This window comes from Usitatibacter palustris, from assembly GCF_013003985.1.
GTDB lineage: Bacteria > Pseudomonadota > Gammaproteobacteria > Burkholderiales > Usitatibacteraceae > Usitatibacter > Usitatibacter palustris.
Genome location: NZ_CP053073.1, coordinates 2842974 through 2856310 on the forward strand (window position 1 = coordinate 2842974; position 13337 = coordinate 2856310).

General features: G+C 59.7%; 10 protein-coding genes and 1 pseudogene. 3 read left to right on the top strand and 8 right to left on the bottom strand.

Features of this window, described 5'->3' with window-relative positions; genetic code table 11:
- Positions 1-64 precede the first annotated feature (64 nt).
- Entirely contained in the window at positions 65-502 is a 438-nt protein-coding gene (locus DSM104440_RS13875; protein ID WP_212758079.1) for a DUF2938 domain-containing protein, read from the top strand.
- A gap of 10 nt (positions 503-512) precedes the next feature.
- Here DSM104440_RS13875 and DSM104440_RS13880 read toward each other — a convergent pair whose 3' ends face one another.
- The 8 genes and pseudogenes from DSM104440_RS13880 to DSM104440_RS13910 all read right to left on the bottom strand — a co-directional run bounded on the left by DSM104440_RS13880 (position 513) and on the right by DSM104440_RS13910 (position 11069).
- Complete coding sequence (locus DSM104440_RS13880) at positions 513-1007, bottom strand: DUF1993 domain-containing protein (RefSeq protein ID WP_246211998.1); 495 nt, start codon at positions 1005-1007, stop codon at positions 513-515.
- A 101-nt stretch (positions 1008-1108) separates the two neighbouring features.
- Positions 1109-2869 carry a hypothetical protein gene (locus DSM104440_RS13885; protein ID WP_171163627.1) on the bottom strand — a complete coding sequence of 587 codons (1761 nt, stop codon included), beginning with the start codon at positions 2867-2869 and terminating at the stop codon, positions 1109-1111.
- Positions 2866-5325 (bottom strand): ATP-binding protein, encoded by a 2460-nt coding sequence (locus tag DSM104440_RS13890; protein WP_171163629.1) that lies wholly within the window; start codon positions 5323-5325, stop codon positions 2866-2868. Before DSM104440_RS13890 ends, DSM104440_RS13885 begins: the two co-directional genes overlap by 4 nt.
- A 5-nt stretch (positions 5326-5330) precedes the next feature.
- Positions 5331-6272 (bottom strand): hypothetical protein, encoded by a 942-nt coding sequence (locus tag DSM104440_RS13895; RefSeq protein WP_246212000.1) that lies wholly within the window; start codon positions 6270-6272, stop codon positions 5331-5333.
- A gap of 36 nt (positions 6273-6308) precedes the next feature.
- Positions 6309-6515: pseudogene (locus DSM104440_RS19630) on the bottom strand (DNA methyltransferase); the annotation flags it as partial.
- Positions 6516-6579: 64 nt separating this feature from the next.
- A complete protein-coding gene (locus DSM104440_RS13900) occupies positions 6580-7743 on the bottom strand; it encodes a ribonucleotide-diphosphate reductase subunit beta (protein ID WP_171163633.1) in 1164 nt (387 codons plus the stop codon).
- A gap of 75 nt (positions 7744-7818) precedes the next feature.
- On the bottom strand, positions 7819-8136 hold the full coding sequence (locus DSM104440_RS13905) for an HNH endonuclease (RefSeq protein WP_171163635.1): 318 nt from the start codon (positions 8134-8136) through the stop codon (positions 7819-7821).
- Between the two features lie 56 nt (positions 8137-8192).
- Positions 8193-11069 carry a ribonucleoside-diphosphate reductase subunit alpha gene (locus tag DSM104440_RS13910; protein WP_171163637.1) on the bottom strand — a complete coding sequence of 959 codons (2877 nt, stop codon included), beginning with the start codon at positions 11067-11069 and terminating at the stop codon, positions 8193-8195.
- 391 nt (positions 11070-11460) lie between these two features.
- Between DSM104440_RS13910 and DSM104440_RS13915 the strand changes: the two genes are divergently transcribed.
- Both DSM104440_RS13915 and DSM104440_RS13920 read left to right on the top strand, forming a co-directional pair.
- Positions 11461-12375, top strand: coding sequence for a hypothetical protein (locus tag DSM104440_RS13915; RefSeq protein WP_171163639.1), 915 nt, complete (start codon positions 11461-11463; stop codon positions 12373-12375).
- A 14-nt stretch (positions 12376-12389) separates the two neighbouring features.
- Positions 12390-13304 (top strand): hypothetical protein, encoded by a 915-nt coding sequence (locus tag DSM104440_RS13920; RefSeq protein ID WP_171163641.1) that lies wholly within the window; start codon positions 12390-12392, stop codon positions 13302-13304.
- Positions 13305-13337 lie beyond the last annotated feature (33 nt).

Sequence of the window (13337 nt, forward strand, 5' to 3'; positions counted from 1 at the left end):
GCGGCCGGAGGCGACCATCGAATACTTCATCTACACCGTGTGGCTCGGCATCGGCGCAACCATCGTGACGGACCTCTGGGCCGTGGCTCGAAAGCGACTGCTCGGGATCCCTCTACCGGACTACGGGATGGTCGGCCGCTGGTTCGGCCACATGGGGCGCGGGCGTTTCCAGCACGACCGCATCGCCGCCTCGCCTGCCGTGCCGGGCGAACGCGTGATCGGGTGGACCGCTCACTACGTGATCGGCATCGCCTTCGCGGCCGTGCTTCTCGCCGTGTGCGGCATCGATTGGATTAGCCACCCGACGATTGCTCCTGCATTGGCTCTGGGAATCGCCACCGTTGCGGCGCCATTCCTCCTGATGCAGCCGGGCATGGGCGCGGGCATCGCTGCCAGCCGCACACCACGCCCTGCCGCCGCGCGCGTGCAGAGCCTCGTTACCCACTCGGTCTTCGGGCTTGGGCTCTACGCGTCTGGCGTGGCCGCGAGCTATCTGCGATAGCCGCTGAACCTCAGCTCTTGCCGAGGAAGTCCTGCTTGCCGAGCTCAACGCCGTTGTGGCGCAGGATCAGGTAGGCCGCCGTCACGTGGAAGTAGACGTTGGGAATCACGTGATGGAGCAGGTAGGGCTGGCCCTTCATGCTCTTCTCCGAAGTCCTCGTCTTCCACGTCACCGTGCGCTCCTCCGAGCCATCGATCTGCTCGGGCTTGAGCGTCTCCAGGTAGGCGACGGTCTTCCTCGCTCGCTCGATCAGCTGCGGGAAGGTGGTTTCGTTGTCTTCGAAGGCGGGCGGTTCCGCTTGCGCGAGTCTTGCTGCGCCACCCTTTGCTGCGTCTGAGGCGATCTGCACCTGACGGACCAGCGGGAACATGTCGGGGGCGAGACGGCTGTTGATGAAGACGGCGGGGTCGATCTTCTTCGCTTCGGCGTGCGCTGCGGCCTTTTCGAGGACGTCGGCGAGGCTGCTGAGGGCGCGGATGAAGGTGGGGATGGTGGCTTGGTGCATCGAGATAGTCATGATGCCTTTCGTGTTCTTGCGAGAGGGGTGTGGCGGGACTGTGCCCCTGCTTTACACCGGCCGAAGGTCAGGCGGCGTACGACCTGCGATCACGCCGGATAGTCTACTCTCGAAAAATCATGTCCAAACGCTGGCCGAGCGATTGCCTGAGCGAGGCCAGCGAGTGCGGCGTTAGCGAACTCCACCGACATTCTCCATTTTCGCGATATCGGGAAGACAATCTCTGATGCAAAAGACATTTCGTCGATCGTCACTACCTCAACTTCAGATCGCATAGACGCGACCTTCTTGCCCCAGAGTTCCAGGTCGCAGAATCCACCTCGCGCAATCCTTGCCTCAAGGCTGCGCAGTCTCATGTGTTGGGGTTTCAGCAGGAATGAATATCCGTCACGAATCTGCTTTGGAAAGCAGGCCGCACGGCCTTCTGGATTAGTCCAACACCAATCTAAGACGCCCAAATCAATGGAGTCCACGCTCGAGTTATTGAACACATAGACAATGTCTTCGTCGCTTTCCCCAGTAGCGATCCGGTATACAAGCGGCGGCGTGCCCTGCTTCCCAGCGAGGTCTCGAACGGCAAGTCTCTCCATCTTCACGAGCCATCCCCTCTGAAGTTTTCGTTGGCCGTCCGGGCGTATCGCAACATCGCATGGGTTAGCAAGAAGAATGACGTCCACCGCTTCCCCGTCCTCAAATGTAATTTCGAACACGTCCCCGCAAGCGAGGGTCTGCTGCATTCCGTTTACGTGGGATCCAGGCCTTTCAAACTCCTGAACTCTCAGATCCTTTAGCTCAGACTTTGCGAACTTCGCCTGCTCCGCATCGAATGCACGTAGGGAAAACCGACGCATCTTCTCAACCTGCTCTCTAAGAGGACCCTTCTTCAGGTTCGATTCAAGCGCTGCGCGTTGTTTCAGGTTCACCAGGCGCATCAACACGTCAACCTCAGATGTCCCTTCGTTGTCTGCACTAATGAATATGGACCCGTGAAACTCCGATAAAGGTATTTGCTCGAGCCATGAAACAGACTCCCTTACTGCGCTCGTCATTTCCGCCAATGCGATCCTTATTAGTTCCCCGCGCAGATCCGTAGCGTCGAGGCGATTCATATGGGCGAGTAGGTCTTCGTCGAGCGGGCGCCTTCCATTGAAGCGCCCCTTGGAGAGGACGAACGCCCTCACAATGCTGCGAGCATTCTCTTGTCCCTGCAGAGCCTGTCTTAGGTCCTCGAGCAGCCGCTTTGCTTCGTCAAACTCCCCAGTTGGCTCGCAATTGGACGTAACAACAATCACGTCGACTCGGCCTATTGAGTCACTGTGATTCTTCCAAAGGTCAACTAAGGCGCGAAGGCCATCCAACGGGACATCCTTCTCACGGTCGTTTACTTCATCGAGCAGAACCAAGATGCGACTGTCGGCTGTCGTGTTCTTAACAATCTCGGTCCCGCGCTTCAACCAATCTCCGAAAGTAAATGAATGCAGCAAGCCCTCGGGCACCGCCAGCTTGAGCTTCTCCAGAACGTCGTACTTTTGCCCCTGGAAGAAGACCTCGGCCATCAAGTCGAAATCCTTGCTCGCGAGCGAGTGCTCTTCGACCAGCAACTCTACAAGCGGCTTTAGCTCTGAACGCTGCTCCTCGCGAGGCAACTCACTCACTTCTTCCTTTTTTGCCAGAAGCTTGGCGAATCGTTCATCCTTCTTGATCAGATTCTTTAAGCGTCGAGGGGGTATTTGCGCAGTGGCCTCAATGGCCTCATCGACATCGCGAATTCGCGGCGTCGCATTGCCATCGTCTACAAAGTAGACGGCCTTGACGTTGCGTCGCTGAAGCGCCTCAGCAAATGCGCTCATTTGATAGCTCCCCGCAGGTCAACGCGAAACTTGTACCGACGTCCGTGCACATTGCGATCTGGCAGGAGCGAAATGTGACATCGCTCGGACTGCAAGAACGCCGTCACAAGGAACAGTCCCAACCCCTGCCCCTCCGATTCGTTCTTTTCGGTGACGTAGGGCTCGAACAGCGACTCCTCCACTGATTCGCGAATTCCCTTACCGCCGTCCCACCAAGTGAATCCACTACGATCGCACTCAACGTGCACTGTCCTTTGAATCCCCTTACTCTCGGTGGAGTGCTGCTCGATCCAGTAAAGACTGTTTTGGAGGAGATTCTCGAGGACCTGGTTGAAGCGTGTCTTTGCAAATCTGACATGAGGGCCGTTTCCACCGGTGAGTGTCACAGACACACGCGCCGCTTCAATCTTCGGTGCTCGAACCTCAAGATACTCACGGATGCCATCTCCAGCATAGAAGTTGTCTTTGAGCGACCGAGAGCCTGTCAACAGCGGATTGATGCTCGCAACTGTCTTTTTCAGCTCGCGAACCGAACCCGTGATCTTCTCGATCGCGCCGTCAAGCGCGACGCTTGGCCTTGCCTTGTTTACGCGCCGAACTGCCGCAACCCCCTTCTCTATCAGGGCGAGGAAGGCATTGATCTCATGGGTCAACCCTCGCGCACTCAATCCCACTGCCGCCGCATCGATCAGCCGAAGGTTGCGGTCTGCCAGTTGGTCATTGAGGAGAACGATTCTCTCGAGTTGGCTGGCGCTCGAGGTGGCCAGGAGCCTCGCCTCCTCGAGCGCCATCGATAGCGCTCCGACAGATTCCTCGACACCCCCCAGTTGCTGCTCAATCTGGACAAGCACCTTGCTTCCAGATGCACGCGCAGTATCTCGTAGCCCCTCTCTAACGGCGGACAAACGCGTCGAGACCGTGGCACTTCGAGTTGATGCGACCTTAATCGAGCCGAGAGCTGATCTCGCCGCCTTTGCTGCGCGCTCCGGATCATCGTCGCTGGCGTCGCTCTCACTGGACTCGCTCTTTGCCCCAAGCTTGTCCTTCTTGTACTCGTCGTAACTACTGCGAACCCCCTCAAGCGCATCGTTGGCAAACTTCTTCGCGCGAATCGCAAGCAGGAGAAACCCTCGCCACTCTGCGTTGTCGACAAAGCCTTCTCGATCAGACTTCTCGACGAGCGCAGGATTGTGCTCATTTGAGATCTCAAGGTATCCAATCACATTCTTTGGGCGAAGTTGAAAGAATCCCCCAGAAGTGACTCCCTTAGATATCTCTAGCCAATCGTCGTCCATCCGCACTCGGAATCCGTCGCGATACATTCCAATAGATGTCATTCCCTGAAGCATCTCAATTGGAATGTTCGCGGCGCGCAGCGACTGCTTCGTCGGCTCATTGAAGAGAAAGTAGTGTATCTCTCCCTTGAAGGGTCCCGGGTCCGCATGCGCCGCCGCCTTGGGGTTGGGTGGAATCTCACTTGCAAGGATTGAGTCTTCTACCGAGAACAACCACCCACCCGGCTCGGTTAGGAGATTCTTGAAGTTGCGTATCCTCTTCCGCTTTGAAAAAAACTCCACGGCGTCGGGGAGAGCATCGTCCGAAAGCAGCGCGTCGTAGATGCGTTCCTGTTGGTCACCGCTCTTACCGCGAAACAGCGTTCGGGCGAACCAGGCCTTGAAGCTCAGAACGCCCTCGTTATAGACAAACTCAAACTTCGCAGCCGCGTGATTCAGCGCTTCCGTGCCAAGCGCCTGCAAGTCTCTGGCTTGGTCATTGAATCGGACGTTTACGTGAAAGTCTTGGAGACGTCGAAAAGGCGTAATGAGCGTAGACAACTTCGCGATGACTGAGTCCACGTTCATCGAGCTTTCCCAATAGCCCGGCTCATGGAGCTTGAGAATCTCGACGCTAGTTCCTGAAGGCTTGCCTTGGAACTTTTCTTCGACGCCTGAGTGGACAGCTATCTCGCTTAAGGGTTTACCCAGTCGAAAATCTGCCCAGCTAAACGAAACAGTACGCACCCGCGAGTCTTTGCGTGTCATTGTCCGCATCAAGAGGACATCACCCAGACGCATGGTTGCCAGTCGTCCCAACCCCTTGTCGCCAACCGGCGTACGAAGGCGCGCTGTCTTTTGCTTTGATCCATCCGTGCTCCTTTTCAAGGACGCACTAATGAACAGCCATCCTCGAGTGACGGCATCCTCCGCTATGCCAACCCCGTTGTCCTCTACGACAATTCGTCCGACATGGTTAGCACCGTGAAAGTGATGGGCCCATGCATGCTTTGTTGCCGGAAGCCACTCCGGCTCGATCGAGATAGTGCATCGCGTAGCATCGGCGTCGTACGAATTCTTGACTAGCTCAAGCAGCGCCTGCTCGGAGTCTGAAATCAGCTCAGCGCCAAGTTGAATGACGACGTGCGAGTCGATCGACAGGTGAAGGTCGGCTTGGGCCATAGTTGTTAGACCGCTGTATGAACTAGTACGAGCTCTTTTGACGCCATGGTGGCGCCCTTTTGGATCGCATGCCAGGATCTGCCGGGCACATCTCTCCACGCCCTTGCGCCGCGTCCATCGCTCAGAAGGTCCTCCGCAAATCCAGCCTGCTTCATGTTCCACATATATCGATCCAGCTGCTCCCCCGGGTTCGAGAACGCGACCATCTGCACGAACTTCGCACCGCGTTTCATCACCGCACGCACCCCTTGGAGGGTACGAAGCGACGCGGCAAAGTACGCGTCGAGACTCCGCTCCTTTCTACTTCCGAAGTTGTAATAGGCACTTGGCTGCCCGTCTAGGCGGTTAGCGATCCAATAGGGGGCAGCTGTTTCTTTTCGACCATCTACCTGCCACCGGTGATAAAGGATATGGACGCCAGGATACGGGGGACTCGTAATCACTAGATCGACCCTATTTCCGGATCCAAAGAATGGGTGCGTAGGTAGATATTCCGCCGAGTCGTGAATAAGGATGGGGGCGTCGATGGACGGACTTTCAAACATTCTCTTTCCGAACAACTCAATCGCGCCGACCATTTCAGCGAGAGTCGCACCCAATCGCGCGCGAAACTCCTCAGCAGACGCAGCACTTCTTCTGCCATTCAGCGCCCACTGCCCCGTGTTAAGCAGCGCACACTTGGCAAACTCTCTTGCGTTGTTGGACGGCAGAGAATCAATGGACTCAAGCGCCAAGCATATTATTTTCTTGACCGCTCTAACCTTCGGTCCAGTGAGGTTTTTCAGGCGATCGTCCTGCTCCGCAGGATCGGTCGAGCGCGTCATGTAGTTCAAGGCCGGAACGATGTCCAATGCCCATGCCAGCAGGGCCTTGGTCTCCGATGCATTGAGCGCTGTACATTTGGCCTTCGCGACAAACACTGCCAGGGAATTGATGTCGCAACCCACGCTCCTACGCTGTCGAGCAACCGCCTCGACAACTGTAGTGCCACCCCCCATGTATGGATCTAAGACTAGGTCTCCGGGCCGCGAGAAACACTCAAGAACGGTCGCCACGAATTCAGGGGAGAATCGCGCCGGATACTTATAAAACTTGTGCGTTAGGCCAACTACTGGTTTCTTTGTTCGCGCGGAGTCTCGGACTCGCCGAAACACTTCATCAAACGTCGGCCCATTGATTGTCGAGCTCATTCCCCTCCCAACTAAAAAAATAGGCGACCCAGAGGTCGCCTACTCTTGGTAACCTCCGTGTGCATCAATCCCAGCTCAGCGCCCCACCCGTCTGATACTCAATAACCCTGGTCTCAAAGAAGTTCTTCTCCTTCTTGAGATCAATGAGCTCTGACATCCAAGGGAACGGGTTCGTCGCACCGGGATACAACTGATCCAAACCAATCTGCTGGCACCGGCGATTCGCGATGAACCGCAGGTACTCCTTGAACATCGGAGCGTTCAGTCCCAGCACACCACGAGGCATGGTGTCCTCGGCGTAGGCGTACTCAAGCTCCACTGCCTTCTGGAAAAGATCCGTCAACTCGCGGCGCAGCTCCGGCGTCCAGAGGTGCGGGTTCTCCATCTTGATGGTGTTCACGAGGTCGATGCCGAAGTTGCAGTGCATCGACTCGTCGCGAAGGATGTACTGGTACTGCTCGGAGGCGCCGGTCATCTTGTTCTGGCGGCCGAGCGAGAGGATCTGCACGAAGCCCACGTAGAAGAAGAGCCCTTCCATGATGCAGCTGAAGACGATGAGGCTCTTCAGGAGCTGCTGGTCGGTCTCGGGCGTGCCGGTCTTGAAGTTCGGGTCCGTGAGCACATCGATGAACGGGATGAGGAAATCGTCCTTGTCCCGGATGCACTTCACTTCCTTGTATGCCGCGAAGATCTCGCTCTCGTCGAGGCCGAGCGATTCCGCGATGTACTGGTAGGCGTGCGTGTGGATCGCCTCCTCGAACGCCTGGCGCAGCAGGTACTGGCGGCACTCGGGCGCGGTGATGTGGCGATAGGTCCCGAGCACGATGTTGTTGGCGGCGAGCGAATCGGCCGTCACGAAGAAGCCGAGGTTGCGCTTCACGATCAACCGCTCGTCATCCGTGAGCCCGTTCGGGTTCTTCCAGAGGGCGATGTCGCGGTTCATGTTGATCTCTTGCGGCATCCAGTGGTTCGCGCAGCCGGCAAGGTACTTTTCCCACGCCCACTTGTACTTGAACGGAACGAGCTGGTTCACGTCCGTGCGGGCGTTGATGATGCGTTTGTCTTCGGCGCGCACGCGCGTGAAGCGCTCGGAGTTCTCGCTTTCGTCCGCCTGGCTTTCGGCAAGCACCGCGGTAGCGGCCGAGCGATTCGGCTGCTGCGAGGGCTTCACCATCTGGAGGCCCAGGGCGGGCGTGGCTACGGGCGTGTCGTCTTCGAAGCTCAACATGTCATCTACTCCTTGATTCGCTGGCGCTGGCAGTTATCGGGCTCGCGCCACTTTTTATTTGCTGCGTTCTTTGCTTCAGGCGGCTTTCGCCACCGCATTGGTGCGCGACAGCAACCCTTGCGGGATGTTGTCGCTTCTAGCTGCGTTCGCCTTCCAGTGCAGTGCCTGGAGGTTGTCCGGATCAGCCGTGCCGCCGACGGAGCGCGGGACGATCTGGTCGAGCTCCCAGCCAAACGGTGAATTGCGCTTGCCGTAATCGTTGTAGCGCACGAGGTTGCCGAGGCAGTCCTTCCTGAACTCCCAGGAGTTCATCTGCCCCGCCACCGGGCTCGTACGGGCCCAGGCGGCGCGCTTCAGGTCTTCCAGCAGGTTCATGTGTTCATGCAGTGACATGGCACATCTCCTTTTCTGTTGGCTTCCACCCCACCCTGTACTGCATCCCAAAAAACTTACTGACACGCCTCGCATTCCGGGTTGTCGATCGAGCAGAACTGGGCTTCCGGTTCCGCCGCCGACGCAGCGCCTATCGCGCCGCCATCCGAACGAACTGAATTCAACTCGCCACCCTTGCCCGTGGACTTCTCCGCGGACGACGCGGAGAGCGTGCGCAGGTAGTACGTGGTCTTGAGGCCACGAAGCCACGCGAGCTTGTACGTCTCGTCGAGCTTCTTGCCGTTGGCGCCGGCCATGTAGATGTTCAGCGACTGCGCCTGGTCGATCCACTTCTGGCGGCGCGCCGCGGCTTCCACCAGCCACTTGGTGTCGACTTCGAAGGCCGTGGCGTAGAGGTCACGCAGCTCCTGCGGAACGCGGTCGATCTTGCCGATGGACCCGTCGAAGTGCTTGAGGTCCGCGACCATCACGCTGTCCCAGAGATTGGCGGCCTTGAGGTCACGCACGAGGTGTTCATTGACCACCGTGAATTCGCCCGAGAGGTTCGATTTCACGTAGAGGTTCTGGTAGTTGGGCTCGATCGAAGCCGACACGCCGATGATGTTGCTGATCGTCGCGGTCGGAGCGATGGCCACGCAGTTGGAATTGCGCATGCCGTGCTGCGAGATGCGCTTCCGGAGCGAGGCCCAGTCCAGCGTTTCGGTCTGGTCGACTTCCACGTAGCCGCCGCGCTGCTCGAGCAGCAGCTTGATCGTGTCCTGCGGAAGGATGCCCTTGTCCCACAGCGAGCCCGTGTACGACGAGTAGCGGCCGCGCTCTTCCGCGAGCTCCGTCGAGGCCCAGTAGGCGTAGTAGCAAACCGCTTCCATCGAACGGTCGGCGAACGTCACCGCATCGTCGGAGGCGTAGGGAATGCGCAGTTCCTGCAGCGAATCCTGGAAGCCCATGATCCCGAGGCCCACCGGGCGATGCTTCTTGTTGCTGTCGTGCGCCTTGCGAACCGCGTAGTAGTTGATGTCGATCACGTTGTCGAGCATGCGCATCGCCGTGGCGATGGTCTTCTTCAGCTTCGCGTGGTCGAGCGTGACGTTGCCGCTCGCGTCCTTCATCAGGTGCGCGGGCAGGTTCACCGAGCCCAGGTTGCACACCGCGATTTCAGTGGCGTTGGTGTTGAGCGTGATCTCCGTGCAGAGGTTCGACGAGTGCACCACGCCCACGTGCTGCTGCGGGGAGCGGATGTTGCACGGGTCCTTGAACGTGATCCAGGGATGGCCCGTCTCGAAGAGCATCGTGAGGAGCTTGCGCCACAGGGTGAGGGCCGGCAGGCGCTTGAACACCTTGATCTCGCCGCGCGCGGCCTTCTTCTCGTAGACGCCGTAGGCCTCTTCGAACTCCTTGCCGACCTTGTCGTGCAGGTCCGGGCAATCGGAGGGCGAGAAGAGCGTCCACTCGCCGCCTTCCATCACGCGCTTCATGAACAGATCCGGAATCCAGTTCGCGGTGTTCATGTCGTGCGTGCGGCGGCGGTCATCGCCCGTGTTCTTGCGGAGCTCGAGGAATTCCTCGATATCCAGGTGCCACGTCTCGAGGTAGCAGCACACCGCGCCCTTGCGCTTGCCGCCCTGGTTCACGGCCACCGCGGTGTCGTTCACCACTTTCAGGAACGGCACCACGCCCTGCGACCGGCCGTTGGTCCCCTTGATGTACGAACCGAGCGCGCGAACCGGCGTCCAGTCGTTGCCCAGGCCGCCCGCGAACTTCGAGAGCAGCGCGTTCTCCTTGATGGCTTCGTAGATGCCATCGAGGTCATCGGCCACCGTGGTGAGGTAGCAGGAGGAAAGTTGGCTGCGGAGCGTGCCCGAGTTGAACAGCGTCGGCGTGGACGACATGAAGTCGAACGTCGAGAGGATGTTGTAGAACTCGATCGCGCGGGCTTCGCGGTTCACTTCATTGAGCGCGAGGCCCATCGAGACGCGCATGAAGAACGCCTGCGGCAGCTCGATGTGGTGGTCGTTGATGTGCAGGAAGTAGCGGTCGTACAGCGTCTGCAGGCCGAGGTAGTCGAACTGGAGATCGCGCTCGGGCTTCAGGGCTTCGCCGAGCATCTTCAGGTCGTACGTGCCGAGGCGCTCGTCGAGCAACTGCGCCTTGATGCCGCTATGGATGAAGGTGGGGAAGTACTCCACGTAGCGCTGCGCCATCTGCTCGTGCGTGACTTCTTCAGCCAGCACTTCGCGGCGGATGGTGTGCATCAGCAGGCGCGCGGAGGCGTAGGTGTAGTCCGGGTCCTGCTCGATCAGCATGCGCGCGGCGAGGATGGCGCACTTGTGCACTTCCTCGAGCGGAACGCCGTCGTAGAGATCCTTCAGCGTCGCCTCGAGAATCGCCTTGGGCTCGACGTCCTTGCCGAGGCCCTGGCACGCGGAGACGATCAGCGACTCGAGCTTCGCAACGTCGAGGGGCTCCTTGCCGCCATTGATGGTGACGTGGATCTTCGGGGTGCGGGCTTCCTTCGCCTCGTCGATGCGCTTCTGGCGCTCGCGGGAACGCTCTTCGCGATAAAGGACGTACGAACGGGCGACCTGGTGCTCGCCGGCGCGCATCAGGGCCAGTTCGACCTGGTCCTGGATGTCTTCGATATGGAACGTGCCGCCCGACGGGTGACGACGGACCAGCGCGAGGATGACCGAATCGGTGACCTGCTGGACCTTCTCGCGCACCCCGGCGCTGGCGGCGGCGGTTCCGCCGGCTACGGCCAGGAACGCCTTGGTGACTGCGACGATGATCTTGTCGGGTTCGAAGCCGACGACGGAGCCGTTCCTGCGGATGACCTTGTGGTCCGAGTATCGCTCCGCCTGATTAGTGCTCTCCTCAGTGATGCCCGTAGTCGCAAGAGGAATAGCGGCGGGGTGAATATCGGAACTCAAGCGCATGGTTCGTCTCCATTAATGATGCTGTTTTCGCGCCGCGGGGGTCGCTTGGCCCCCACTGGACGGTCTTTTTGGACGGGCGGCTCTTCAAGGCCGCTGATCCTGCTGTAAGTGCCTAATTACTTTGTGAATAACAGGGGAAAACACCCCCGGTTACCCACACCTTGTTCACCCCCATTTCCACAACATATAGTGGCCGGGGAAGCACTGAGGCACAAAGTCTAGTGAGGGAAGTTGGGCAACGCAAGCAGTGTGACAAACTATTTTTTTAGCTCGCGTTTTCAGGGGGTTACGAGGGGTTCTTGCGTAAGATTTGAGCAGTGGTTTGGGCATGGAAAGTGCCCCTCAAATTCGCCTACAGCCATGCGCGTTTGCTCTCCGTAAAATCACGCGCATGAAGACGATCACCACCGTGCTCGCAGCGCTATTCGCGCTTCTCTCGATGCCCGTTGCGGCCGAGACGATCGCGAGCCCCGCGCGGCCCACCGCAATCTGCAATGTCGCCCCGCCCAGGAGCTACATCGGCTACCAGCCGCGCCAGCCCGCGGACCCTCTCGTGGCGCGGATGTTTGCCGCGGCAACGGATCCGTCTTCCGACCCCGCGCTCCACGAGCGCCTTGCGAAGCCGACTTCCGTGACCTGGCTCTCCGCCATGAACACGCTGGTCTTCGACTATGAGTCGGCCCAGGACCCCCAGGAAATTGCGGCGCGGATCCGGTCCGACCCGGAGCTGGCGGCGCTGATCCTCTATCTCTACCCCTCGAACAGCGCTTCAAAGGCCTGCTTCGCGGTGGGTTTGCCGGTGCCCGATCAGTTCATCCGCGAGTACTACCACCCGGCCACGAATCACTACTACATGTCGGCCTCCGCGGCCGAGAGCACGTGGATCGATTCCGGCGGTGCCGGTGCGGGCTGGGTACGCACGGGCCACGCGTGGACGACGCGAGAGACCGAGTATTGCGATTCGCCCGCGAATTTTTCCGCGCCCGTGTACATGTTCTATGGCACGCCGGGCATCGGCCCGAACTCCCACTACTTCACGGCCAGCGCGGAGGAATGCGGCTACCTTCGCAACACGGTCGGCTGGACCTACGTTGCGGCGCCCTTCGGCGCCGGGCGGCCCGATGCCCAGGGAAAGTGTCCCGCCCTGGCGCCGGTGGGACTCACGATGCTCTACAACAATCGCGCCGCGCAGAACGATTCGAACCATCGCTATACCTCCGATCCCGCCGTGCGAGCGGAGATGGTCGCGAAGGGATGGACCAGCTATGGCGTGCAACTTTGCGTGAAGGCGAACGGCGTTCCATGACGGCCGGGGCGCGCATGAAGTCCATCACGTCGCTCGCGGCGCTGGTCGCGGCTGCGTTTCTCTCGACGCCTTCGGTCGCCGAGACGATCGCGAGTCCCGCCCGCCCGACGACCAAATGCAATCCCTATCCGAAGCACTGGGATCGCATCTACCTGCGCTACGCCGTCGCGACCGACGATCCGCTCATCCTCGCGATGATTGCCGCGGTCCGCGACCCTGCTTCCAATCCCGCGCTGTACGAACGGATGGGCGCGCCCAAGGCGATCGAACTGCTGCACATCATCGATGCGACGATGCGACTCATCTACGACGACCCGCAGGACATCGAGGAGATGACGGAGCGGTTCCGCGCGGATACCGAGCTCGCGTCGCGCTTTCGCTCGATCCAGGCGGGCGTCGGCTTCTCGGATTTCCCCACGCAGGCGCCGGTGCTGGGTCCGATCCGTGAGTACTACAACGCGTCCCTCAACCATTTCTACCTGTCGTCCACTCCCGAGGAGATCACCTGGCTGGATGCGGGCGGCGGCGGTGGCGGATGGGTTCGCACCGGCCAATCGTGGTCCACGCAACGGCTCGGCTTTCCCGGCGGGTTCAGCCCCGACTACAAGTCGGTGTACATGTTCCAGGGCACGCCGGGCATCGGGCCGAATTCGCACTACTTCACGATCAGCCCGGAAGAGTGCGGCTACCTGCGCCGGACGGTGGGCTGGAGTTATGTCGCGGTTCCCTTTGGCGCTCTGCCTCCGACCAATGGCCAGTGCCCCGCCACCGCGCCGGTCGGCCTGCAGCTGCTCTACAACAACCGCGCGGCGCAGAACGACTCGAACCACCGCTACACGTCGGACCCCGCGATCTACGCTCAGATGCAGGCGCAAGGGTGGACGGGCTATGGCGTGGCGCTTTGCGTGAAGGCGATCGGAGCGCCGTAAAAGAAAACGGCGCACCCCCTTCGAGGCGCGCCG